Annotated in this window: 18 protein-coding genes and 1 pseudogene; 6 read left to right on the top strand and 13 right to left on the bottom strand. The window is 57.9% G+C overall.

Features of this window, described 5'->3' with window-relative positions:
- The first annotated feature begins 11 nt into the window (after window positions 1-11).
- The 3 genes from AB8A38_RS11340 to AB8A38_RS11330 are packed head-to-tail and all read left to right on the top strand — an operon-like array spanning window position 12 to window position 3,986.
- Window positions 12-1,205, top strand: a complete 1,194-nt coding sequence (locus tag AB8A38_RS11340) for a phosphatase PAP2 family protein (protein ID WP_439086055.1) — start codon at window positions 12-14, stop codon at window positions 1,203-1,205.
- A gap of 47 nt (window positions 1,206-1,252) precedes the next feature.
- Window positions 1,253-3,247 (top strand): S8 family serine peptidase, encoded by a 1,995-nt coding sequence (locus tag AB8A38_RS11335; protein ID WP_439086054.1) that lies wholly within the window; start codon window positions 1,253-1,255, stop codon window positions 3,245-3,247.
- A 34-nt stretch (window positions 3,248-3,281) separates the two neighbouring features.
- A complete protein-coding gene (locus AB8A38_RS11330; protein WP_439086053.1) occupies window positions 3,282-3,986 on the top strand; it encodes a Crp/Fnr family transcriptional regulator in 705 nt (234 codons plus the stop codon).
- A 212-nt stretch (window positions 3,987-4,198) separates the two neighbouring features.
- On the opposite strand, the gene nadC is transcribed toward AB8A38_RS11330, so the two are convergent.
- The 11 genes and pseudogenes from nadC to AB8A38_RS11275 all read right to left on the bottom strand — a co-directional run bounded on the left by nadC (window position 4,199) and on the right by AB8A38_RS11275 (window position 17,087).
- A complete protein-coding gene (nadC, locus tag AB8A38_RS11325) occupies window positions 4,199-5,065 on the bottom strand; it encodes a carboxylating nicotinate-nucleotide diphosphorylase (RefSeq protein WP_439086052.1) in 867 nt (288 codons plus the stop codon).
- 14 nt (window positions 5,066-5,079) lie between these two features.
- A complete protein-coding gene (locus AB8A38_RS11320; protein WP_439086051.1) occupies window positions 5,080-6,609 on the bottom strand; it encodes an L-aspartate oxidase in 1,530 nt (509 codons plus the stop codon).
- Window positions 6,606-7,589 carry a quinolinate synthase NadA gene (gene nadA / locus AB8A38_RS11315; protein ID WP_439086050.1) on the bottom strand — a complete coding sequence of 328 codons (984 nt, stop codon included), beginning with the start codon at window positions 7,587-7,589 and terminating at the stop codon, window positions 6,606-6,608. Before nadA ends, AB8A38_RS11320 begins: the two co-directional genes overlap by 4 nt.
- A 52-nt stretch (window positions 7,590-7,641) precedes the next feature.
- Window positions 7,642-8,634 carry an NUDIX hydrolase gene (locus AB8A38_RS11310; protein WP_439086049.1) on the bottom strand — a complete coding sequence of 331 codons (993 nt, stop codon included), beginning with the start codon at window positions 8,632-8,634 and terminating at the stop codon, window positions 7,642-7,644.
- Between the two features lie 211 nt (window positions 8,635-8,845).
- Window positions 8,846-8,944 (bottom strand): annotated as a pseudogene (locus AB8A38_RS11305) (IS630 family transposase); the annotation flags it as partial.
- Between the two features lie 1,525 nt (window positions 8,945-10,469).
- Window positions 10,470-10,781 carry a hypothetical protein gene (locus AB8A38_RS11300; RefSeq protein ID WP_439086048.1) on the bottom strand — a complete coding sequence of 104 codons (312 nt, stop codon included), beginning with the start codon at window positions 10,779-10,781 and terminating at the stop codon, window positions 10,470-10,472.
- Window positions 10,782-10,925: 144 nt separating this feature from the next.
- A complete protein-coding gene (locus AB8A38_RS11295; RefSeq protein WP_439086047.1) occupies window positions 10,926-12,032 on the bottom strand; it encodes a glycosyltransferase in 1,107 nt (368 codons plus the stop codon).
- A complete protein-coding gene (locus tag AB8A38_RS11290; RefSeq protein ID WP_439086046.1) occupies window positions 12,029-12,982 on the bottom strand; it encodes a glycosyltransferase in 954 nt (317 codons plus the stop codon). Before AB8A38_RS11290 ends, AB8A38_RS11295 begins: the two co-directional genes overlap by 4 nt.
- Before the next feature lie 70 nt (window positions 12,983-13,052).
- A complete protein-coding gene (locus AB8A38_RS11285; protein WP_439086045.1) occupies window positions 13,053-14,297 on the bottom strand; it encodes an O-antigen ligase family protein in 1,245 nt (414 codons plus the stop codon).
- Between the two features lie 79 nt (window positions 14,298-14,376).
- Complete coding sequence (locus tag AB8A38_RS11280; RefSeq protein ID WP_439086044.1) at window positions 14,377-15,543, bottom strand: glycosyltransferase; 1,167 nt, start codon at window positions 15,541-15,543, stop codon at window positions 14,377-14,379.
- 71 nt (window positions 15,544-15,614) lie between these two features.
- Window positions 15,615-17,087, bottom strand: coding sequence for an undecaprenyl-phosphate glucose phosphotransferase (locus AB8A38_RS11275; protein WP_439086043.1), 1,473 nt, complete (start codon window positions 17,085-17,087; stop codon window positions 15,615-15,617).
- 471 nt (window positions 17,088-17,558) lie between these two features.
- Here AB8A38_RS11275 and AB8A38_RS11270 point away from each other — a divergent pair, with 471 nt between their 5' ends.
- From AB8A38_RS11270 to AB8A38_RS11260, 3 genes are read left to right on the top strand one after another with little or no spacing between them, the layout of a single operon-like run.
- Window positions 17,559-18,806 (top strand): glycosyltransferase family 4 protein, encoded by a 1,248-nt coding sequence (locus AB8A38_RS11270; RefSeq protein ID WP_439086042.1) that lies wholly within the window; start codon window positions 17,559-17,561, stop codon window positions 18,804-18,806.
- A 29-nt stretch (window positions 18,807-18,835) separates the two neighbouring features.
- Complete coding sequence (locus AB8A38_RS11265) at window positions 18,836-19,783, top strand: class I SAM-dependent methyltransferase (protein WP_439086041.1); 948 nt, start codon at window positions 18,836-18,838, stop codon at window positions 19,781-19,783.
- Window positions 19,784-19,836: 53 nt separating this feature from the next.
- The gene (locus tag AB8A38_RS11260) at window positions 19,837-21,363 is read left to right on the top strand and encodes an oligosaccharide flippase family protein (RefSeq protein ID WP_439086040.1); all 1,527 of its coding nucleotides are present in this window, start codon (window positions 19,837-19,839) and stop codon (window positions 21,361-21,363) included.
- A 34-nt stretch (window positions 21,364-21,397) separates the two neighbouring features.
- Here the strand turns inward: AB8A38_RS11260 and AB8A38_RS11255 are convergent, their stop codons facing one another.
- Together AB8A38_RS11255 and AB8A38_RS11250 are read right to left on the bottom strand one after the other, a co-directional pair.
- Window positions 21,398-22,738: a UDP-glucose dehydrogenase family protein gene (locus AB8A38_RS11255; RefSeq protein WP_439086039.1), complete on the bottom strand. Its 1,341-nt coding sequence runs from the start codon at window positions 22,736-22,738 to the stop codon at window positions 21,398-21,400.
- Between the two features lie 241 nt (window positions 22,739-22,979).
- A complete protein-coding gene (locus AB8A38_RS11250; protein WP_439086038.1) occupies window positions 22,980-24,581 on the bottom strand; it encodes a GMC oxidoreductase in 1,602 nt (533 codons plus the stop codon).
- Window positions 24,582-24,860: the final 279 nt, after the last annotated feature.

Here is a 24,860-nt window from a genome sequence, read left to right as displayed (position 1 = left end):
GGAGCGAAAACATGTGCACGATGGGTCCTGAAGGCGGCGCAGGAGGTGCGGGGGGCGCAGGCGGCGCCGGTGGTGCTGGGGGAGCGGGCGGTGCCGGAGGGGCAGGCGGCGCAGGCGGTGCTGGAGCCGGGCCCTACGGCAGTTATGGGTCGCCGCTGGTTGCCGATGCACTCGTCAAGCACCGCGACGGTATCGTCGGAAGCTGGCTCGGTCAGACCGTCAATCGGTCGCCGCGTGCGCTGGACGACAAGAAGAACCTCGCGCTCTGGGAGCCGTGGGTGCGGGCGTCGGTCATCGACTTCGAACTGCTGTCGCACCTCCATTTTACAACTCACTCAGAGAGATTCAGCTACAAGCATCAGGGCAAGAACGTCTCCCGGACACCGAGCGAGAAGTCGGTCACGGTCTGGCAGTTCCATGTTCAAACCACAGCGACAGATCCGTCCCCCAAAGCGAAATCGAGCCGGATCGCGACTTTGATTCGCCCGTCCGTCGACACTTTCAAAGGCCAGCTGGAGTTTCTGGATCAATATTCCGATCTTCGCGAGGATCGTGTTTCGGAAATCGTGACCCAGCTCGGCCCTCAATATGCGTTCTGGAGTTCGGTGGTGAACTTACATCCGGATCGCACCAAGAAGACGATAGAGCTGCTCGATGCTGCGCTTCGGTTTGCGACCGCGGTGGAAATGCGCATCAAGCATGCTCTGGCGTGCTGGCGACCGTATGAGCTGTCGTCTCAGGTTCAACCGATCATTCTGACGCCGGGCCACGGGACATTTCCGAGCGGCCATTCAACCGAAAATCACATGATTGCGCGCATCCTGTGGGAGCTGTACGGGCGCGAACCGAGACTAGGTGAGCAGTTGATGCGACAGGCAGCACGCATCGCGGTCAACCGCACAGTGGCCGGTGTCCATTTCCCGGTCGACACTGCGGCCGGTCAGGTGCTTGGACTGTCGCTTGCCCGCTATTTCATTCTGCGGGCGAAAGGTGGGCCGAGGTTCAACGCCTGGCGTTTTGACGGCGGGCGATACGGAGCTACTCAGGACTTCAATTTCCATGATTTCTATAATCCAGCAAACGGACAGGAAAAGCTGAGCCCCCTGATTGATCCGCCCTATGTCGATCTGCTCGCCTCCACGCCGCCAGCTGTATCACCGATTATGAAGTGGCTGTGGGACGCGGCGCTTGCAGAGGTGAAGTAGTTGCTGGGAAATGGCGGTAGGGCGATAGCATTCGCGAGGTGTGCGTTATGGCAGAACAACGGAAGCGGGTTTCACCTTATCTCGAATGGGCAGTGCTGACGGAGTTCGCTTATCTCCCGGGTGAGTGGTTCTGGGTCTTGCTGGAGCTTGATGGACCAGCAGAAGCCCTTGCCCGTTCCGTCGTGCGCTCGGGGCTGGATCAGTTCATTCGAATTCCTGCGGTCTATCAGGGGGCGCCGCCCTCGCTGAGAGGTGCCGATCTAACATGCTGTATGGCGATCGCAAGGCGCGAAGCTCTTTCCGCAATTGTTGGCGGCAACGTATCGCGCGGAGAGGCCAAACGGTTTGCGCCCCTGCTGCCCTCGATCAATCGAATCGAGCTTGGAACGCCGACGACACATCTGTTCGAGAAGACGGACCCGATCGAGCAGCCGTTGCTTGCCACAAGGCCGTCGCGGCGGGCAATTGTTGCGATTATCGATGACGGATTGGCATTCGCGCATGAGAGATTCCGCTTTCGGAATGGCCGATCGCGGGTGAAGTACTTCTGGAACCAGGATGATCACACAAATACAGGCATGCCGACGGGCTTCGGCTGGGGGCGCGAGCTGCAGGAGAACGAGATCAATCGGCTGCTGACTTCCTGCACGCATGCTGGATTGCTGGATGAGGAGGAGTTCTATCGGTTGGCCGGCCAGAAGCTGGTTGCTCGCCGCGCCAAGCACGGTACGCACGTCATGGACATTGCTTGCGGGCTCGATCCGAAGGATGCGGTTCCCGAAGATCCCAAGCTTCCCTATATCATCGGCGTTCAATTGCCGAAGTGGGTGACAGAGGAGACGTCGGGCGCATTCCTGACTCCGAATGTCTACGCCGCCATCTCCTATGTACTCAGTCGTGCGGATCAGATTTCGGCGGCCGAAGGAACGGAGCCAATCCCTGTGGTCATCAATTTGAGTTATGGAACCATTGCAGGCCCGCACGACGGCACGTCGCAGCTCGAAGCTGCGATCGATGAGTTGATAGCGTCACGCACCGCACCGCTCAGGGTCGTTCTGCCAGCCGGAAATCACTATCTGGCGCGATGTCATGCCTTGGTCGAACTGCCTCAGGCATCGGTCCCTGGCCAGTCGCACAAACGCTTGCAGTGGCGCGTGCAGCCCGACAATAAGGCCAACAGCTTTATGGAGCTGTGGCTGCCCAAACAGGCAACAGAGAAGTCCCAACCCGAAATCGCCATCAGGATTACCACTCCGACCAACCAGCGCAGTCCTTGGATTGGGGCTAACCAGGACTGGCAGTGGCGCATATCAGGCCAGCTCCGATTTTTCGCGAAATACTATACTGCAGTCGGGGAGCGATCGCAGATATTCCTTGCTGTGGCCCCCACGGCTGATCTCGCAATGCCCCCGCTGACCGCGCCGTCCGGGACGTGGCTGATCGAACTCAAAAACAAGGGCGTAGCCACGACAGTCGATGTCTGGGTTCAGCGCGGCGACACGCCATTTGGCTATCCGTTGTCAGGGCGGCAATCTCGGCTTGAAGACGAGAATTACGTGCGCTTCGATCTTGCCGGGCGACCAGACCAAGATGACAAGGGCTCCAGCCCGGTACGGAGGGAAAGTACGATCAACGCATTGGCAACAGGGACGCACGCGATCGTCGTGGGTGCATATCGTCGCAGTGACAAGGCCGTCAGTGAGTATTCGGGGGCCGGAGGGCGTGCGACATCAGATGGCGCATCCTCCGTTCGAAGCCCCGATGTGTCGGCAGTTGGAGACGAGTCGCCAGTACACAGGAATCTGCTTGCCGCCGGTACGCGCAGCGGTTCCGTTGTGACGATGAATGGGACAAGTGTCGCGGCTCCGCAGGTGACACGATTGATCTCGGGATTGATGATCTCGCAGCTTGCTTGCGATCGTCCGGACGTACAGCGCATCGCGAAAACAGGAGACACAAAGGCGCCAGGTCCCGGCTCACCATTGGCTGTGCGGATCGGGGCTGGCCGGCTGGATCGGTGCGGACGTCCAAACAGACCTTGATTTGGGACCGGTGCGGAGCACAGGGAACATCGCGGTGTCGAAAGCGAAGGCAGCGAGATCAGCGGGCCGTCAGGCGGCCATACGTATGAACGCGATGTTCAGCGACCTCGCGCCCGAGACGGTTGCCCAGCTGTTTCATCGCGCGTCTTTCCAGACCTTCGAACGGGGAGACTACATTTTTCGACGCGGAGACCCTGGGACATGCCTGTTCGGAGTTGTGGAAGGCTCGGTGCGGATGTGTGCATCCTCTCCTGACGGTAAGAGCGCGGTGTTAAATCTGATCGGTGCCGGTCAGACATTTGGCGAGATTGCCGTTCTGGATGGCCTCGACCGAACAACCGATGCAATCGCGAACAGCGATTGTGAAATCTGGGGAATTGCGCGGCGCGATCTGATCCCCCTGGTTAGAACCGAGCCGGCTTTGGCTGCCAAGTTCATTGATTTGTTATGTGCCCGCCTGAGATGGACGAGCGAGCATCTGGAAGAGGTGATCCTTCACGGCCTGGAGGCTCGTCTTGCCCATATCGTCATAAAGTTTGCGGAGCCGAATGTGCAAATGGATGGATCCCTTGTGGTGAATATGACGCAACAGAGCGTCAGCGAGATGGTGGGCATTTCGCGGGAGCGCGCAAATAAAATCATATCCGCTTGGGCTGAGTGCGGCTGGGTTCTGGTCAAGAATCGTACACTTGTCCTTCTCGATGCTCAGGCGTTGAAGAACGTCGCCACGCGAAGTTAGAACCTGACGATGCCTTTACTGATCGGGCGCGCATTTTACTGCGGAGCAGTGAAAAGACCCGATGCTTTCGATCTCCCGAGAGAAGCGGGCTAGAGGACGAAGGCCGCGCAGCGCGGGATCGACGAAGCTACTGGTACAAAGTTGCAATCGGGATAGTTGCTGAGGCTTTCTGTTGATATTGAGTTCGACCGCAACAACATCAATAACCTCACTCACATCTTCAAATCGTCTCGTTTGAAATCCAGCCCGATGTCGAGAACGCTGACGCTATGGGTGAGCCAGCCGATTGAGATCAGATCGACGCCGGTCGCAGCGATGTGTGGCGCTGTCGTGGGTGTGATGCGGCCAGAGGCTTCGGTGACCGCCCGACCTGCGACCATTGCGACGGCTTTCGTGAGCGTCGCCGGGTCCATATTGTCGAGAAGAACGGCGTCTACACCGTGATCGAGCGCCTCGCGCAGCTGATCGAGCGTATCGACTTCGAGTTCGATCTTGACCAGGTGGCCGACACCGGTGTTCGCCCGCTTCAACGCCTCGGTTACGCTGCCGGCGATGGCGACGTGATTGTCCTTGATGAGCACAGCATCGTCGAGGCCGAACCGGTGATTGCTGCCACCGCCAACGCGGATCGCATATTTTTCGATGGCGCGCAGCCCGGGCGTTGTCTTGCGCGTGCAGACAATTTTCGTCTGGTAGTCTCGGACCGCAGCAACCACGGACGCCGTTGCCGTCGCAATGCCGCTCAGGCGGCACAGGAAATTCAATGCAACCCGTTCAGCGGTGAGAATACCTCGCGCGGGGCCGGTGATCGTGGCGATCACGTCGCCGGGCGCCAGGACTGCGCCGTCGTTGCGCTCGATATGCATCTTGATCGCGGGATCGATCAGTTGAAAGGCGAGTCGAGCCAGGTCGAGCCCGGCCACCACGCCGGGCTGGCGCGCAACAAGAAGTGTCGTGGCGCGTCTGTCGGCTGGCACGATCGCATCGGTCGTGAGATCTCCAGCTCGTCCGAGATCTTCAAGCAACGCCATGCGAACCAATGGCTCGATCATGACATGGGGGAGCGGCGAGGGCGTCATGGCGATCCTTTGGGTTAGGCGACGAGTTCCGGGATGTCCTCTCGCGCGGTTTGAAGCGCGTCATCAAGGCGCAGCGTCGAACGCTGTGCCAGACCCGTGTGCTTCGGGAAGTCGGTGCGTGCATGCGCGCCACGGCTTTCCTGGCGGCGCAAGGCAGCGATCACGATCATCAGGCCGACAATTGCGGGATCGCTTGCAGCTTGCTGCGAGATTGCGAGGGAATAGAGCGCGCGAGCGGCGGCACGCAGGCCTTCGTCATCGCGCAACACGCCTGCGGCACGCGACAGAATAGGGCGCACCAAACTTGGGTCGCTGTCTGTTACTCCATCGGGCAACATTGGCTGGCGCCGCCGGGTGGAGGTCGTTGCGGCAATATTCTGGGCAACCCAGCCGCCACACACGGCCGCCTCGAGGAGTGAATTACTGGCAAGCCGGTTTGCACCATGCAGGCCAGTGCAGGCAGCTTCGCCGCAGGCCCACAGGCCGTCGACGGAGGTCCGCCCGTTCTGGTCAACCCGTATGCCGCCCATGTGGTAGTGCGCAGCGGGACGGACTGGGATCGGCTGCGTAACAGGATCGATTCCTGCGTCGCGACACAGCGCTGTAATCGCCGGGAAACGCCGCGCAAAGTCGAGGCCCTTCACGGCCCTTGCGTCGAGAAAAACCCGATGCCCCGCCGCGATGTGCCGCCAGACCGCACGTGCAACGATATCGCGGGACGCAAGCTCGGCACCGGGGGCACCGGCCATGAAGCGATCGCCATTCCCATCGATGAGGATCGCGCCTTCTCCGCGTACGGCCTCACTGATGAGCTTCAGTGGAGAGGACTTGCTGTCGAGCGCCGTCGGATGGAATTGGATAAATTCAAGATCGGCCATGACGGCGCCGGCGCGGGCTGCGAGCGCGAGGCCCTGGCCAAAGGATCCAGCCGGATTCGTCCCATGCAGAAACAGACCTCCGATGCCACCGGTCGCGATGACGACACGATCGGTGGCAAAGAGCACGGGTCCTCGACCGGTATGGCCAAGAAGACCTACCACTGCGTTGTCTTCGACGACCAGGCGCTGTGCCGTAGCCCCCTCGATCACCGTGATCGCAGGCGTCTCGCGGACCTTGCGGACTAGGGCTCGAATAACGTCCCGGCCTGTTGCGTCACCCCCGGCATGGATGATCCGGCGGCGCGAATGCGCGGCCTCGAGGCCGAGGACTATCTTGCCGCTGGCATCCCGATCGAAAATGACGCCGAGCCGCGCCAATTGTTCGATTGCGGCGGGCGCTGCGGCGAGGATTGAGGCCGCGATGGTCTCGTCGCACAAGCCGTCACCGGCGGCGAGTGTGTCTGCCAGATGCAGCGAAGCACTATCATCCGCCCCGATACCGGCAGCGATACCGCCTTGTGCGAGTGCGCTCGACGATTCCGAGCCCAGCGGTGCGCCGGTCAGGAGCAATACTGGCCGCGGCGCCAGCGCCAGGGCGGTCATGAGTCCGGCAATGCCGCCGCCGATGATGAGGGGAGCGCCGTCCGTATCGTGCAACGCTGTCATGTGACGGCCAGCATTCGTTCGACCGCGAGGCGTGCGCGCGCTGCGACACTGTCGTCGATCGTGACTTTGTGCTGCATCGTCTCCAACGCGTGACGGATGTTACCGAGCGTGATTGTCTTCATGTGCGGACAAAGATTGCACGGACGGATGAATTCGAGGTCCGGATACTGGATGGCGACATTGTCGCTCATCGAGCATTCCGTCAGAAGCACGACCCGCGGTGGTCGTTTGCTTGCGACGTAGGACGACATGGCGGCCGTCGAGCCGGCGAAATCGGCCTCCGCCAAGACGTCCGGCGGGCATTCGGGGTGCGCGAGTACGACGATACCAGGGTGGTTCTCGCGCAATTGGCGCACCTCTTCGGCGCTGAAGCGCTCGTGCACCTCGCAATGACCGGTCCAGGTAATAACTTTCACGGCTGTCTCGGCAGCGATGTTCCTGGCCAGATATTCGTCCGGCAGCATGATCACGCGTTCAACGCCAAGCGACTCGATCACCGCCTTGGCATTGCCCGAGGTGCAGCAGATATCCGACTCGGCCTTCACCGCAGCTGAAGTGTTCACGTAAGTCACGATCGGGACGCCGGGATAGTTTTGCCGCAGCAGCCTCACGTCCTCGGGCGTGATGGAGTCGGCAAGCGAGCAGCCGGCACCGCGATCGGGAATCAGCACGGTCTTCGACGGATTGAGTAATTTGGCCGTCTCAGCCATGAAGTGAACGCCGGCGAGAACGATGACGTCGGCCTCCACGTGCATTGCTTCACGCGCCAGCGCGAGGCTGTCGCCGACAATGTCCGCGACGCAGTAGAAGATGTCCGGTGTCTGATAATTGTGGGCAAGGATGACCGCGTTGCGGCTTTGCTTCAACGCGATGATCGCGTCGATATCTTCTGACAGCATCGACCATTCGATCGCGGGGATCGCGTGGCGCACTTTCGCATAGAGATGTTCCGAAGGACGTAGTTCGGGTATCGACAGCATGGCATATACTCTCGTTGAGCATATGTTATACTGTAATGGAGTATAAGTCTTGTCAAGCCCCCGAGACGGGAAGTTTGGTCCCGGCGACGGCGCGTTCCGCAAGGACGGCACGGCGAAAGCGGAAGAGTTTTGCAGGACGTCCGCCGGTGTCCTGGCTGGTTTCGCCAGTTTCCTCAACGAGTTCCTGCTGCTCTATCAGGCGGCGGAAATTCGGCTTGTGCACTTGCCGTCCGGCCAGCGCCTCAACACAGCGTTGCAATTGCAGCAGCGTGAATGTCTCCGGCATCAATTCAAACACGACAGGATGGTATTTGATCTTGGCCCTGAGTCTTGCAATTCCGGTGGCCAGAATCCGGCGATGGTCCAGGATCATGGGGTGACCCGGCGTGTTCGATAGACCCTCACGGGTAGACGTGGATGTCGAGGAATTGCCGCGTGTCGCCTCGGGGATCAGTCTCGCCTCGTATAATAGTTCGTATCGCTGCAGAACCAGTTCCTCGTTCCAGCTGTGCTCTTCGAAACCGAAGAGCATTGCCGCACGCTGCCGACGAGCGCGCTGCGCCGCCCGGTCGGATGCTGCAGAAGCCCAGGCTTTGAGCCCTGGCTGCAGAGCTTTCTCCATCAGCGGCGGTGGGCCGTCACGATGATCCTCCCAGGGGAAATAATCATACCAGCCGCGCCATCTGGCCTCGTGTTCGCCGAATGCCGGTTGTTCTCGGGTCAGGCCAAGATAGCTGATCGAGATGACATGCTGCCCAATGGCGCCAGCGCGATCGCGATCGGCAAAGGTGTAGAGCTGTTCGACATAACCGAGCGGCAACCGTGTCTGCCGTTCGACCCAGGCACGGAGTCCCGATTGCAGCGAACGATGGGCGAGTTCGAAAGGCCCGGAGGGCAGGGCGCGCTGATCCTGGATCGTTAGAACACGAGGCTCGCCCGAGGTCACGGCTACCAGCACTGCAACAAGATCAGCCGCAATTCCTTGCGGTGATGAATGCGCTGCCAGACGCGCTGGCCTGGAATTGGGGCTGTCGAGCGGGTCCATGAGCTGGTCTGCTTAAGCGTTCATAGGGGCAAGGTGAAAGGCTGCATCGCGAATCCACGCTGATATTTTAGCATGAAGCTGCAACGCGACACGCACGGCAATTGCGGCCATCCAGACTTGAATGAGTCGCGTCAGCGCACTTTTCCGACGTGCATCCCGGTTGCCATTTGGCCTTATGAGGTCGTGCGTCGGCTGCTCGGCTGGCGGAGGGGAATAAAAGCCTTGATTTGGCGGCGTTGACGGCCTGCCGGGTGGCCGCGGATTTGTGGTGTCCCAGGTTGTCCATGATGACGATGTCGCTGGGCCGCAAAGAGCTACTGACGAAGGTTGGTGTGAAAGCTTTCACCATGGAAAGCGTTCGTCCATATCGCGGATCAGTTCGCGAACGCCTCGATGCGCTGGGCGTACGATTCGATAGGCCAAGGTTGGCGCAGCACGCACGGTGATCGAGCGCAGCGAAGATCGCCTCGGAATTTCCCAAAGTCCGAAAACGCAGAAGGGGCGGCCAGAGATACTGGGTTCGTCGATTAGCGAATGGGTGATGCTATTGCAAAGCGAACATCTGCCGATACGCGGGTGTCAGGTATGTGCCAAGATAAAATAGCTTATTGAGCTTCCCCAACCGTGCCGTGAAAATTGTTATGGACCTTGGGCGCATCGGCGAGCATGGGCGACGTGCCTCGTAGCGGCGACGCCGCTTCTGATCAAATGTCGCGATTGTCCTGAGGATACCAGCTTGCGTTGGATTTGCGCTCACACGAGCGAGTGGGCAGTTCTGTCGCGAGCAGCCATATGTTCGTTGGCGAGACAGTACCAACGGTGCGAGGCGGATTTCGTCTAAAATTCATAGACGAGTAGTAACATCCGATCAGGCGGATGCGATGTTCTGTATTTTGTTACCTTGAAAAGTCCACCAGATCTCCGCTGAGATTTGCCCATCAACCATGATTACGCATGGTTGCTTACGGTTCAATTCCGAAGTCTGGAATGAAATTTGCAGCGTATTAGGCATTGGGTTGAGTTGAGTATTAGGAGGTAAAGATGGCCATGTTACACCGGCCTTGGACTGCCGACGAAATTGCAATGCTTCACCACTTGGCGGGAACCATGCCGCCGGAGGAAATAGCGAAAGAAATTGGACGCACCCGAGCTGCCACGACGATCAAAGCCCATGAGTTACATCTGTCCCTAAGACGACCAAGCGCGGAGCGCCTAAGCAAGGGTTGGACGAAGAGTTCGGTTCTCGGCTAGGCCGTTAAACGCAGACCGCCATAAAGCTGTCATCGTGACATTGATCGACCCGTTGGGCAATGCGCGACGCCCTCGGGTGAAGTTATCAGTGCCACTTTGAGGATGGCCATAAATGCGCAGCAGGCGATCCTGAAGCGGCGTGATGAGGCACGTAATTTGTCGTCTCGGCCAATCGTTGCGTCAGTATGTTGTCGCGCATCGATCGACTTATCGTCGCTGTCTACCCTGAAACATTAATGCGCATTCGTGCCGCGTCATATTGACGGCCGCGCGCGTTCTCCCGATTTTGAGCTAAAGCGCGCTCGCTTTATCCAAACCGCGAGATGCCGGGGCGCGCGCGTCCGGCCCTGCCCAACGGAACACCCAAAGAACTGGCCCGTCGTTTGACGGCGGCCAGGGTGCGGTCCAGGTCTTGCGCGATCTCGAGATTGGATCGGCCCGCTATAGCGAGTTCCCTCAATCTCTGATCGTCCTCAACCGACCAAGCATTATTCGATGGATCCGTCACGTTGCCCCCATGTTCGCGAAAGGCATTTCCAATGAGTAGACGCCCGTTGGAGAAATCGGATCGGTGATCATTGGACTCAAGCGGAAGGGTCGACGGATATCATGACGATCCCATCGACATTGATAAGGAATACCATAGTCGGTTCATCAGACGCGGGAGCACGAAGATGCGCGTGCTCAAAGGCCGAGATCTCCCGTGGAGAGGCAGGGCGGTATGCGAGGCGGGAATGAGGGGCGCAAATCGCCTCGCCATTGGTGGTCATCGACTCGAGATCTGTTCTAAGCAGATCGTCGGCGCACATTGCACCAGCGATATCCGCATCAGGTGCGTCAAATACAAGCGTCGGCTTGCCGTCGATCTCAAGAACAAAAACTTGAGCCGCTGTCATTAGAAGACGTGCCTCGTAAAAAACAGAAACTGGAAAATCCAACATTAGAAAATAGATTGAACCGCGTAGTTGTCTCTGGGCCCTGCCGCCGATTGATGAATCGACCGTGGTCGGTCAACCCAGGAACAATCCGCGGGAGGAGATTCAGAATTCAACGCTCCTGTACAGCTCCTTCACTCGCTCCCGCTGGTATGTTGATTTGATCCAGCCGGCGGCACAATTGCCCAAATATTGCCGATGATTCTCGCAGTCGAGATGTCTCCCAATAATATCGGCCACATACCGCGGATCCATCGATGCCAGGTGAACCGCCGTCCTCCCGTCGCAAGAGTAGTCGCGTATCCCGCCCACGGCATTTGCGATAACGGGCAAGCCCACCATCATGGCTTCGGCGACGACGATACAGAATCCTTCCTCGTCGCTCATATGGATAAAGAGATCGTGCTCAGCCGCATCGGCGTACCATTTATGCTTGAAACCGGCGAACTCGACCTGTTGGCCAATGCCAAGCTCGTTCGCCAATTGTTGAAATGCGGATTTCATGGGGCCTTCGCCATAGATGGTCAGAACGACGATACGACCACGATCGGCGAGAATCCGAATTGCCTTGAGCAGGAGATCGACGCGTTTTCGACTGACCAGGCGACCAGCGGTTACGATCCGCGCGGGGCCAGAGAGTTCGTAGCAGCTCTTCAGCGGTGCTTCATCACTGGCAAGGAACAGCGGGACGACTTTTTCCTCACGCGGTCGCGGTTTGAAATAAACGCGCGTTGCATTCAATGTCGTGGTGCAATCTGCCCAAACGCTGTCGACGCGACCGGAAGTCAATCTCAGAAGCTTGCTATACAACGCGACCGCGCGTCCGCGCTCCAGCTCAGCAATGTGCTCGAAGGCGATGCATTTGACCTTGGGAAATGCATATAGAACGAACCGGCCGATGATGTTTGCCTGTTTAAGTGACAAGATGACGGAGTCCGGGCGGAAGGTGACGATGGTCCGGAACAGCAGATACATTCCGATGACGCAGCCGCGGATTGTCAGCTTCGGCGACGTGCTGGCTTCGATAATTCGGTCTTCGCCCGCTAAAGCCCCGACTTCACGCCTGAGCTCGGCGGAGCCTCTATGCAGAATGATGACCCGGAAGTCGTAACCTTCGAAAAGGCCGTTCTCCAACAGGCTGCGCAACCCGATCTCGGCGCCACCTCGCGTGAGGCCATTGATGAAGTAGATAACGCGGCGTTGCTCGGTCATGATCGGCTCGCGCGTGACAGCGTTAATTTTACGGCTCTCATGGCCGATTCACCGCCTAAATAGTGCAATGCGAGGGTGAGCAAGGCTCGCAGATTGAACGGGTTGAAATAGATCGCCGACGTCAGAAGATTCACGGCGCTCTCGCTGCGGCCGTCCAGCGCCTCCAGATTGCCGAGCTTTCGCGCACGTTCGGATAGTCGCTTGGCTGCGTAGCGAAGTAGCCGTGGATCCTGAGCGGCGATATGAAACGCTACGTAAGCGTGATGCTTCATCAACTGGTTACGTTTGGAGGTCATGGCCGATTCGTGAAGTCGCTTGTCGACCAGAGGGATCTTCACCCCTGCAACCCGACCCAGCCTCGTTGCACGGAAGAAGAACTCAGTGTCCTCGAATACTTCCAGTGCTGCGTCAAAGCCGCCAAGCTTGTCCCATAATGATCGCCGCATCAGAACCGTAGACGGGACGATAGGGGGGTCGTCCATGAAATATGCCAGGCTCTGATCGGACTGAAGGGTAAGGTCAACGAGCGGAGCGACTTCGGGCGGCTTGCGATTGTCCGACCAGAATAATGAGAATGCAGTATAGACGAGCGCGGTCTCCGGCATGGCGTCGAAGATGGAAAGCTGCCGTTCGAGTTTGTCCAATCGCCAGAGATCGTCGGCATCCAGGAAGGCGATATAGTCGCTATCGGTGACCGCGACGCCACGATTGCGGTTGAGCGACACGCCGCGTGTGCCCTGGATCTTGTCTGTGGCGACCGGCAAGATCAATATGCGGGGATCGCGCGCGGGGAGCTCCTGCAGGATCGCCTGGGTCTCTGCGTCCGACCCGTCGTCGCAGATAACGATGTGGTCGATCAGGTCAGCGCGACTTTGCTCGAGCACGCTGGCAATGGCTGCATGCAGAAAAGGTCCCTCGTCAAAGCAGGTAACGATAACGGAAACACTCATACGACTACTCACTACTACGTTCTAACCGGATTATCTGCGTCAGGCCTCGTGCTTGCATGTCGCCACCAACTCAAGTGGCGCCGTTCTCCATGATATACCGATACTGTTTTCCGGGTTCGATCGTATGCTGCGCGCGGGCGGCTGCGGCGCATTGCTCCGCGTAAACCCGCGCGCGCATGACAATATTGGGCAGCAAGTCCGGCATCAGGGTAATCAAGACGATAATCACGAACATCTCGGTGCCGGACCCTTCATACCACATGTAGGTCAGCACCGGGATGAAGATGATGAACAGGATTCGAATATAGGCATAGTCGCCGAAGCGGCGCCTCATCCAGACGGCATCACGAATACCAAGGACCATCGAACGGCCAAGCGCAGCGAGTACGATCCCCGTACCGAGGATCCCGTTCTCGGCCAGCATGCGCAGAAATTCATTGTGCACGGCTGCCCGCAAATACGGGGGGTAGTTTGCGAAATATGTTCGTGCGAAATTGCCGGTTGCGTCAGTACCTGCGCCCAGGAACGGGTTCTGGGAAAACATCGCCCACGCGACTTCGGTGCCAAGCTTGCGAGCGGTATCGCTAATGGAGGAAGGTAAGCCGCCTTCTATCGCGTACCAGATCTCATTTCGGTCCTGCTCGACAAATATACTGCCGACACGCTGTGATATCTGTCCGTCGGTCAGAATGTCCGTAAAGGCCATGGCCAGAGCACCCGCGGCCGCAGCCAGAACGAGAGCGCCCAAGTTCCGGACATTGAGGAAAATCGCGAGTGTGACGGCCAGAAACGGCACCAGCGCCTTTCGCTCGGCCGACATCAGAATCAAGACAAAAAGCAGAGCCCAGATCGAGAGCCAGAAGCGGTTGGTCGGCAGTGCCCCGATCACGAGGCCGATCGCAATGCACATCGGGAGAAACAGAAAGGCCGATTTCGGATCGCCCAGCTGCTTCCAAACGATGATATGGCCATGCGAGACATGCCAAATGACGTTGAATGCAATCGTCGCGGCCAGAAGCCCGAGAAGTAGCTGGTAGTGCCAACGTCGCAGGCCGGACGTGTCGATATTGCAGATGAGAATTCCAAGAGAGATGAGAATCGTGATCTGTAAGAATCGCTTGCTGATGTAGACCAGTTCACCAGTCCAGAGTGCCGGAACCGTCGAAACCAGATAAAACATGACGAGAAGGAGCATGCCTGCACTGGTTCTGATGTGACGTGGATGCGTCGTGCATAGATACAGTGCAGTAAGACCCAAGGTGACAATGTCGATGGGTTTCAGCGTGCCGACCGGGGTTCGCAGCTCCAGCCCCATGAAAAGTGCGCCGAGCGAACAGACAATGCCGACCGTGACGATGCTTCGCGGTGTAATCTCAAATCGGCCTCTGAAGGAGTTATTGTACAATGGCTCGCGCTCGCATGATGGCAGTTTGGTAAATCGTCTCTAGAGACACACCCATACTGGCAGTCGACCACTTTTCGAGATCGATGGATTTTGCATTTGAACTCATGCTGGCAAGAAGAAGCGGGTCATCGAGCAGGCTGCGGACGGCTGACAGCATTGAATCAAAGTCTCCCTGCTTGCAGACCATGCCGTTATAATCCGACTTCACAATCACCTCGATGCCCGGCAGGTCGAAAGTAACGGCAGGTTTTCCGCTGGCACAGTACTGAACGACGGCCCGCGGCAGGCCCTCTCTACCGGAGCAATAGATGCACAGATCTGCCGTCTCGAGCAGTGCCGGTGCATCCGAAACGTATCCGCATACATCAATGATCTCCTGAAGACCAAGATTGGACACGTGTTCCTTCAACGGAGCCTCAAGTGCGCCCGTACCGGCCAGCACGAATGTCGTGTCGCTAAACTGTGCCCTTCGCTCACTGACACCGTCGATCAACTCGCGATGAGCCTTACGCCGTTCGTAATTGGCGAGATAGACAACTCGTCGGCGCGGACGGCTCGTCGGAGTTTCGATGCGCACGTGCTGCGCTTGCCGGCTCCGGAAGGCGTCAATGTCCATGCCGCTGGGCACGATATAATGCAAATCGGGGGTGCCGACGCCATGCGCGAGCGCTAGTTCCATCATGCCGGGGCTCACATCGACGAAAGCATGGGTGCATGATGCGGTGACACGCTCCAGAGCAACATAGACCTGGCGCTGCAACCAGCCGACATTGATGAAAGCGAGGATATGGATTCCGTGAACGACGGCGAGGCTTGGGATATTCATTGCCGCCATGCGTCCGATGACGCCAGCCTTGCTGGTATGCGTATGTACGACGTCCGGACGGAGCCACCACAGCAGGCGCCTGATCGTGCGCATGGCACGCAGATCACGCATCGGGCTGATGCTTCTGGTGAGGGACTTGACTTGAATGGCTTTCACCGCCGGATGCAACCGGGCAATCATCTTCGGATCGAAGTCGTGACCATAGATGATTGTGACGGGATGCCCCAGTTGAGCAAAATGGTTGCAGCTGAGGACTGTATTTTCATCAGCTCCTCCCGCAACGAGGCGAGTGATGATGTGAAGAACATGATGCGGATTCGTATTGTACATGTCGATTTCTCCGGAAGAGAAAACGTAAAATGGCAAACGAGTCAGGGAACGCTAAATGACGTCCCCGTAGATCAGTAGACATCGCGAATTTTCATAACCGAGTAGATAGTTCGAAAGATAATCTTGATATCGAGAGCCAGACTCCAATTTTCGATGTACCAGAGATCTTGCTCCACGCGCTTGGCCATAAGGTCCGTAGTGGCCGTCTCCCCGCGATAGCCGGTGACTTGCGCCCATCCCGTAATGCCCGGCGGCATCCGGTAGCGAAGCGCATAGTTATCGAGCAAATTGCTGTAGATCGTGTCATGCGCAACGGCATGCGGGCGAGGTCCGACGATCGACATCTCCCCGCGGAGAACGTTGATGAGCTGAGGCAACTCGTCGATGCTCGTCGATCTGAGCCAGCCACCCATCCTTGTGATGCGTGCGTCGCCGCGCGATGCTTGACGGATAACGTTACCGTCATCTGCGGTGGTCATTGAGCGGAACTTGAGAATCCGAAACACGCAGCCGTTAAAGCCAGTGCGCCTTTGTGCGAAGAATACGGGTCCCGGGCTATCCAGGCGGATCAGTGCCGCGATCATCAGCATCATTGGGCACAGAGCGAGTAGCCCGGCTCCGGCCAAAGTAACGTCAATCAGGCGCTTTATGGTCTGTTCGAACGTTGAGCATGGTCGGCGCTGCAACTCGACAGCAACACCGGCTCCAATGTCGACCAATGGCCGTTGCAGAAGGGAATGTAGCTCACTATGCGGGATCAATTTCACGGAAACGGGGATGCGACGCAGTTGATGCATCAGTGTTGTAAGCTGCTTCGAATTTATAGCGCCGGTGCAAATGACAATCTCGTTGAGTTTTCCGTCGCGGTTAAGATCGAGGAGGTCTTCGCGGGCTAGCGCGCTTTTCTGGCCCAAGGTGTCCGCGAGATCATTGGCCGGATAAGTTCTAACAATCTCATAACCATGCTGCGACAGAGAGTGAATGATATCATTGGTTGTCGATAGCGGAACGTGGAGGTCGGAATCCTGGATGAGGGCGATCCGCTTGCGCTTGAGGCCGCCGTGGCGGAGCGCGTTCGTTAGAAGACGTCCAGCGGAATACCTTACGACTCCGAGCGCTGCGGCGCCGGTCACGAAGTAAAGAATAAGAGCGCCTCGCGAGAATTGATCGCCGATTTTCAGCAGAAACGCCGCCAGAGAGCCAAAGAGAAAGACGCCGACCCAGTTCGTCAGTATTTTGGTTAGCGTGGTTCCGTTTCGCAGCAACGATGACGGGCGATATATCCCTCGTGCTTGTGCCGAGGCGAGATACAAACCGCCAAGTATGAAGCTCGCGCCGAGCGGAGCGCTCAATTCGCTGAAAACTGGAATTTGGGCGTGAGAATAGAAGTATGCATATGTCAGTACGGAGATACAGCCGGTCAGGACGATGGCGCAGGCGTCGCTTATTGCGAGCGCGTAGCCCCATGCTTCATACGATAGCGGAAGTCGATAGCTCGGCTTGAAGAGGAGCTGTGGCCCGTGGAACTCTGATACCGATGCCATAGTTGCTACCGACGCGTTGCATTGAAAAAGATAGAAAGTGGAAGCCCCGCATGGGGCGTCGCTTTGTATCGTTCTGCAGTCGAGGTCGCTGAGCGTAATTCTTGATAGTCAGAAATTGGTAGTTCGGAAGAAAATATCGCGGCCCTATTCAGGGTTGTGAAGGCGCTTAACGTCAAGACTAAAAGTTTAGCGGTGTTTGCTTTCAAAAGCGTAGGTTCGTCGGCATGACATGACCTGTGACGAAGAAGCTATGGATGCTTTGCGAGATTTCGCGGCAGTCGCCGCCGAAGATGTGGACGTTGCGATTGCTCTGCAGGCATCGTCTTGAGTTCCACCATTAACTGTCATGGCGGCGGGATATGAAGTATTGCGCAGTCTTTCGTGCGGCGGTTTGCTTGCTCTCGCGTCGATATTAGTTGGCATAGCGTATGCTTGTTTTTGAACGACTGCTTTGAGTCGGAGTACTCCATTATGTGGTTGCGGCATAAGCAGGACGATCGCCAGTCCCTTGTTGTTATGCTCACGTGTCAGTTCGTGGAGATCATGGGCGGCGCGGAAAAGCAGTGCTTGAGCCTATCTCGGGCGCTGGAAGGTCGTGGAGAGAATGTCGTCGTCTTGTCGAGCCGCGTACCTGGTGTCGCTCTCGATGATGGTGCTATCGGTATCCGAGTGATCCGGTTCTGGTGTCCGTCGCCGCCGCAGCTCGCCGGTCGCCATTTGTTGTCGTCATTGCTCTGGGCGGTTCAGGCACTGTTTTGGCTATTCTGGCATCGCCAGCACATTAAAGTCGTTCACGCGCACCAGCTCCGGATCAACGCCTATGTTGCCGCGGTCGCAAGCAAGTTCCTGAAGCTGCCATCGGTCTTGAAGTTGGGCGTTGGCGGAGAAGAAAACGATCTCGTGGTGATCGGACGGAGGAAGTATCTGTTCGGGAAGGCTGGTGTCGATTTTGTGGTTAGGCATGCGAGTCGGTTTATTGCGATCAGTAAGCAGATCGAAGACGATCTGAAGGCACATGGCGTATCCCCATTTGCAATCGCGTCGATCCCGAACGGTGTCGATCTCACTCGTTTCGCAGCGCGCATTGAGGAGACGCAGGCAGCGCGGGCCGAAAGTATCAAGGACGCGGCAGTATTCAGCTTCGTTGGGCGGTTGTCTCCCGAGAAGAATGTGTTGCCGATGATTGCGGGCCTCCAGTCCGTACCGGCGCCGAAGGGGACATCGGTGATGCTGGCCGGTGAGGGACCTTTACAGGGAGCGATCGAAGCCAGATTGAAAAGTGCGAGAAATCCGCTAGATGTACGGCTGCTCGGTGCCATTACGGACGTTAGCGGACTTCTTCACCGCTCGCATTTTCTGCTGCTGCTCTCAAGCTCTGAAGGCCTCTCTAACGCGCTGCTGGAGGCGCTCGCGGCCGGCGTCGTGCCAATCATTACGGATATGAGCGGTGCGCGCGACGTGATTCCGTTCGAGAACTATCCGCTGTTTTCGGTGAGCGGTAGCGAGGTCGACATTGCGGTTGCTGTTCGCAAGGCCTACGCACTCGACCCGGAAATCTGGCTGGAGTGGTCGCGGCGGCTGTCCCAGCACGCGGAGAGAACGTTCGATCTTGAGTCAGTCGCGATGCGCTACGTTGAACTCTATCGTGCCCTGTCCGAGCCAGGCGCGTCTGTCGGACTAAGGACCACTCGCGAGACATCTCAGGTCAATGAAGCCTAGTGATCTTTCAACCCTCAGAAAAAGGGGACGTGACCGTGCTGGCTAGCCTCACCGAGATCGCTCATTTGCTCAGGCGTCCTGAATCTCTGGAGACGCCGCTGTTCCTGAAGGAAGCTATTGGCACTAGTGGCGGCGACGCGATCCAAACGGAAGAAGCCGTCCGCCGCATTCATGGGCAGCCGATACTAATTGATTTCAACACCAGTGTGGCGCGCCCGGAAGACTTCAATGAGGGATTTCGCCCGCTTCTGGACCGGAAGCGACACTCCCTTTTCAGACGGTTCGCGAAAAGTCTCTATGTGTCCACGGCGACAAGCGCGCGGAACTACAAGCGGGTAGCGGCGGAGATCAAGGCGCGTGTCGCCAAGCCGGTCGTTCTGGTGATTGGTGGCGGAACCAGGGGAGAGGGAGCGGACGCGCTTTATAGTGACACCGAATTGCGCGTCGTCTCATTCGACATCTATCCGAGCGACAATACGCTCTTCGTCGCCGACGCTCACTCGATCCCATTGATATCGGGCTGTGTCGACCTGGTTTGCATTCAGGCCGTGCTAGAACATGTCGTGGATCCTGTCCGGGTGGTCTCCGAGATCGTTCGCGTGCTGAAGCCCGGCGGGTTCGTCTATGCGGAAACACCATTCCTGCAGCATGTTCACGAGGGTGCCTATGATTTCTGGCGTTTTAGCGAAAGCGGGCATCGGCTGCTCTTCCGCGAGTTCGAGGCAATCGATCGCGGCACTCTCGGTGGGCCCGGTCTTTCGCTCTACTGGGCGGTTCGTCAGTTCTGGAGGGCGGTCACGCGATCAAAGACGCTAGGCAATTTGTTGGCAGCTCCAGGACTGGCCTTCGTCATGCTGGATCGATTTATCCCCGAGCAGCGGCGGATCGACGGTGCAAATGGCTCATTCTTTTTCGGCGTTAAATTTTCGGGGAATGTCCGGCCGCGACTGCATCCAGCGGATATCTATCTGGGCTAGCGAGGTGGCGTCGTGAACCGTAACACAGTTGATACTGGAGGGACGTTTCGCTGATGGACGTGCGTGGGGAATCCTCCGGCGGCAGCCTCACACGAAGGCTCGGTACCGGCGTTGGCTGGCTGATGATCGGGCGCCTCGGGTTGGCATTCTCCGGGCTTGCGTCGTCAGTGGCACTGGCACGACTGATGTCACCGCGTGAATTTGGCATGATGGCCGCGATTACGGTCGTTCTGTTTCTCGGCAATGCGCTGACCGAGGGCGGGTTTGTCTCTCCCATCATTCAAAGGACACAGGTCGATGCTGATCTCAGAAATGCAGTTTTCAGTCTGTCTGCAATATTCGGCCTCGTGCTCGGTGCTTTGGCAGCCGTTGCGTCGCCGTGGGTGGCCGGGTTTTTCAGGATAGAAGGGCTTGAATGGCCACTGTTAGCTGCGGTTGTCATCATTCCGATCAAGGCGATGGCGGCGCCTGCCATCGGGTTGCTGATGCGGGATCATCGCTATCGGGAGGTCACGGTTGCCGCGCTGTTATCGAACATATTCGCTTACTCCGTCGTAGCCATCTTGCTTGCCGCGCTGGGATTCGGGATTTGGGCTTTGGTGATCCCGAGCATTCTCGCCGCGTTGACCGAGCTGGTCCTGGTTGGCCGCGCAGCCGGCCCGCCTCGAAAATTCGTTTGGCGCATCACAGATCGGAATTTCATCAGGGACTGGCGCGCCTCCGTCTCCAGCGGGCTTTTGAACTGGGGCGCGCTTTCGAGCCCGAATGTCATCGTCGGACGACTTTTCGGGGCGGATGGACTGGGGCTTTACTCACGTGCCGGCAGTCTATTCTCCATGGCAACGCAATTGTTCTCCACGACGGTTGAGCGGGTCATGTTCTCGGGTCTGTCGGGAGTTCAGGAGGATAGCGAGCGTGTAACGTTGCTCTTTCGACGCATGCTGTCCGTGCTGCTGCCTATTTACGTCACGATTGGCGTTGGGCTTGCCATCCATGCCGAGCCGATCATTCGTATCCTGTTCGGTTCTCAATGGGTGGCCGCGATCCCCGTGACCAGTGTGTTGTTCCTGGCATTTTCAGGCCGCGCCAGCTACAAAATCTCGGAGTCGCTAGCGCTCAGTAAGGGGCGTTTCAACAGCGTTGCCTTTCGTCAATTGCTCTATCTTGTGCTTGTGAGCGTGGGCTTGCTGGTCGGATCTCGGCACGGGCTGGTCGGAGTCGCAAGCGGCTTTACTGTTGCGATCTGGATATTCTACGTGGTGAGTGTTCTGCAGGCTCGGCGTCTTGTTGACCTCAGCTGGGCAAGCATCGCCTTCGTGCACCTGCGCGCCGTTGGGATCGCTGGCGTCGGCGCATTCGCTGATATCGCGGCGATATGGTCCTTCTCTCGGTTTGGCTGGCTTCTGTCGCATGGCGCGGGGGCAATGGCATTCGTCATCGTGCTTGCGGTGACGATGTCGCTATTGCCGGATCGGATTCTCGGCGAGGATCTGGTTTGGGCTCGGCGTAGAATATTCTCACTGATCAAGATCCGGGCGGGCAGGCCCGTGGTCGGCCTGCCCGTTGTGTCGGTCGACTGAGGCTGACTGACAGCCCAGGCGCCCGTAGTGCTGTCTAGCCGACGGCGCGAAGCAAAGACTTGGGCCGCGCAGGCTTGTGACCGACGCTATTGTAAATGAAACCGTGGCGTTCGATCTCGGCCGCCCGGTAGACATTCCGGAGGTCAATCAGAATAGGCAGATGCATAAGCTCGCGAAGGCGTGGAAAATCCAGTGCACGATAGGCGTCCCACTCCGTCACCAAAACAAGGGCGGAGGCGTTGTCGGCGCAAGTGTAGGCATCCGGGTAGAACGTCACTCCGCTGATGACCCCCTGGGCCTGCGTCATTCCCACGGGATCTGTAACATTGACCGTCGCGCCAGCATCGAGCAACGCTTGAACGATCGCGATGGATGGAGCATCGCGCATGTCGTCGGTATTGGGTTTGAAAGTCAGTCCCAGCAATCCGATCGTCTTGCCTTTGACGGAGCCGCCACAGGCGGCGATGACCTTCCGGGCCATGGCGCGCTTCCGCTGGTCGTTTACGGCGGCAGCGGTCTCGACAATACGTAGCGATCCGCCGTAGTCCTGCGCCGTCTTGACGAGCGCCGCCGTATCCTTTGGAAAGCATGATCCGCCATAGCCGGGACCGGCGTGCAGGAATTTCTGGCCGATCCGGTTGTCCAGGCCCATGCCACGCGCGACGTCCTGGACATTGGCGTCGGCCAGCTCGCAAAGGTCTGCGATCTCGTTGATGAATGTGATCTTGACCGCCAGAAAAGCGTTTGATGCGTATTTGATCAACTCGGAAGTGCGTCGCTCCGTGAAGAAGATAGGCGACTGATTGAGAAAAAGAGGGCGATATACCTCACTCATGACGTCGCGCGCACGCTCGTCCTCGGTGCCGATCACGATGCGATCCGGCCGCTTGAAGTCGCCGATCGCAGCACCTTCACGCAGGAATTCGGGATTGGAAACGACCGAGAATTTGAGGTCCGGACGTGCCGACCGGATTATGCTCTCGACTTCATCGCCGGTTCCAACCGGTACCGTCGATTTCAGCACAACGATCGTATAGCGACTGGCGGTTCCCGCGATATCGCGCGCTGCCTGATAGACATAGCTCAGGTCCGCATGGCCGTCGCCGCGTCTTGATGGCGTGCCGACGGCGATGAAGATGACGGCTGCTCCTTGGATAGCGTCTTTGAGATTCGTCGTAAAGTGCAGTCGATCCGCGGCAACGTTGCGGGTGACGAGATCGTCCAGTCCGGGTTCAAAGATTGGAATGGTGCCGACCCTGAGGTTCTCAATCTTCGTGGCGTCGGTATCCACGCAAGTTACCGAGTGGCCAAAATCTGCAAAACAAGCTGCCGAAACAAGTCCGACATATCCAGCGCCGACTACCGTAATATCCATCGTTCAAACCTCTTTTACTCGAGAAAACGAAAAATCCGGCAATTGAACATATTTGAAGCGACGCGCGAACGGCACCTCATAGCCTGATATGCAGAATCCCTGCCAATTCGCGGGACCGGTGGACGGTATGACGCAGCTTGATGAGTTCACGTGCAACGCGAAAGCCGATGAAGCCGGCTATACCCCTGACAAGAAAACGCACTATCGGCTTCCTTTCGTAAGCAGGCGCGGATGGCCAGCGTCAGCCTCCCGATAGCATTGTCCTTACGATTCCATCGGCGGCCCGGAGCGCCAGCTGTATGATTGTGAAAGTTGGATTGGCGCTGCCAGAAGTTGGGAATGCCGATGCGCTGGCGATCCAGATGTTGGGGATTGCATGGCATTGTAGATCTGCATTGACCACGGACTCCGCTGGCATCGTGCCCATGCGCGTCGTACCTGACGGATGAGAGGTGTCGACGGAGTCCGAGAGCGACAGGGTTCCCTCTAAAACACCCGGATTCCAGATCACCGGACACAGGGGCTCGATTCCCGCACGAATCCAGAAATTGCTCAGACATTGCACTGTGCGCAGAAACGTCCGGAGCTCGGTCTCACCGGGTGCCCATTCCAATTTGGGAAGCGGAACGCCGAACCTGTCACGTTTCTGGGATAGTGTGATTTGATTGTCGTAGACGGGGATTTGCTCAATCCGGACATCCAGACGCAGTTCAGCGGCGGGCGGCAGAAATGTCTGCTGTGTCAATGCGCGCCATAGGCCAAGGTTTGTAAGCAGATCGCGGTCGACCAAGAGATAAAGGAGTTTACGCAGCGAATGCTGGATCTCGTGCCGCTGGAAATCGCGAACGAGTGCTCTCAGCCGATCCAGAGGTGTGCCGTCGGAGATGTGTAACCGGACTTCGGCATAGGCGCTGGCGACGGCGTTCGCATCCTGAGCCTGATCGCTGAGCTGGAAGTAGAGCTTCCGACGGGTGCTTCCCCAATAATCATAGCCGAACAGGCGGGTCACCCGGTCATCGTCGGTCGGCAGAAGCCGGGCAACTTCGAGCCGGATATGATCTTGAAAATAGTGGCCTAACGCGTTGCATCTCTCGAACGCGCGATTTTGCGACTGCTGATCTAGAATCAGAAGAAGCCGCGTCGTCTCGATCGTGCCCGCCGAGATGAGGAACTGATCCGCGTTGACTGTGAGTTTGCGACCGCTGAGGGAGCGGGCTTCGACTGACGTTAGCCGGCCCGTTGCTGGATCGACCCCCAGACCGCAGACTGTTGCTCCAAGATAAAGCTGAAGTGCGGAGCTGCGTGTGATCTGCCGTTGCAGCCGCTGACCAATATTGCGGCGCCGAAAATTTGGCCATTTCGGTAGCCGGATGTGAATGTCCGGGTCGCATCGTGGAATGACAGAGTTAGGATCTATCCCATCAAGGACGTCTCCCTCGAACGCACTATTGTCCAGGCCAAATAGGTCTTCGATTTCTGGTGTATAGATGTCGAGCTCATGAATCGGGAACGGCCAGCCGTCCAGCGACAGGTGTGGACGCGGGCCAGTGTCGTGCGGCGTTAGAGGAAGAAGGCGCCCACCCCATCGACGTGATGTACCTCCGAGACCGCGAAGCCGCCCCGTCATGGCGCCAGCATATGACGTCGATGAGGTGTCTGCGCGATTCAATTCGTCGATGTCGGGTTCGAGCGTCTGATAGCCGCTTTCAAGCAGGACAACCGAATAGCCCTGTTTTGCGAGACGTAGTGATGCGACGAGACCGGCAAAGCCAGCTCCAATGACGCATATCTGCGCGAACTTCGCCTCGTCATTCTCTTCAACGCGGAGGTCTCGAATAGACATTCGCTCATCCGCAGTCGGTCGCACGGCTCAAGCGCGATGCGATGGATTAAGGAGAATGGAAGGATCGCCCCGGGGATAGCGTTGCAAGAAGAGTGCCGCGTGGCTCCGACGGGAGCCAGGCAGCGTCGTCGGTAACGGTCTCGCATCAATTAATATTGTTCTCGATCGACGTTCGAAAGCGGCCCCACGTCGACACCACGAAATCGCAGCGCTGACATCTCACTTCCTGATCTTCCCGGAGAAGCTTGGGAATTCGGATGGATGGGCTCCCGCACGCAG

This window comes from Tardiphaga sp. 839_C3_N1_4, from assembly GCF_051811045.1.
Lineage (GTDB): Bacteria > Pseudomonadota > Alphaproteobacteria > Rhizobiales > Xanthobacteraceae > Tardiphaga.
This window is presented reverse-complemented; position numbering and strand designations above follow the sequence as displayed.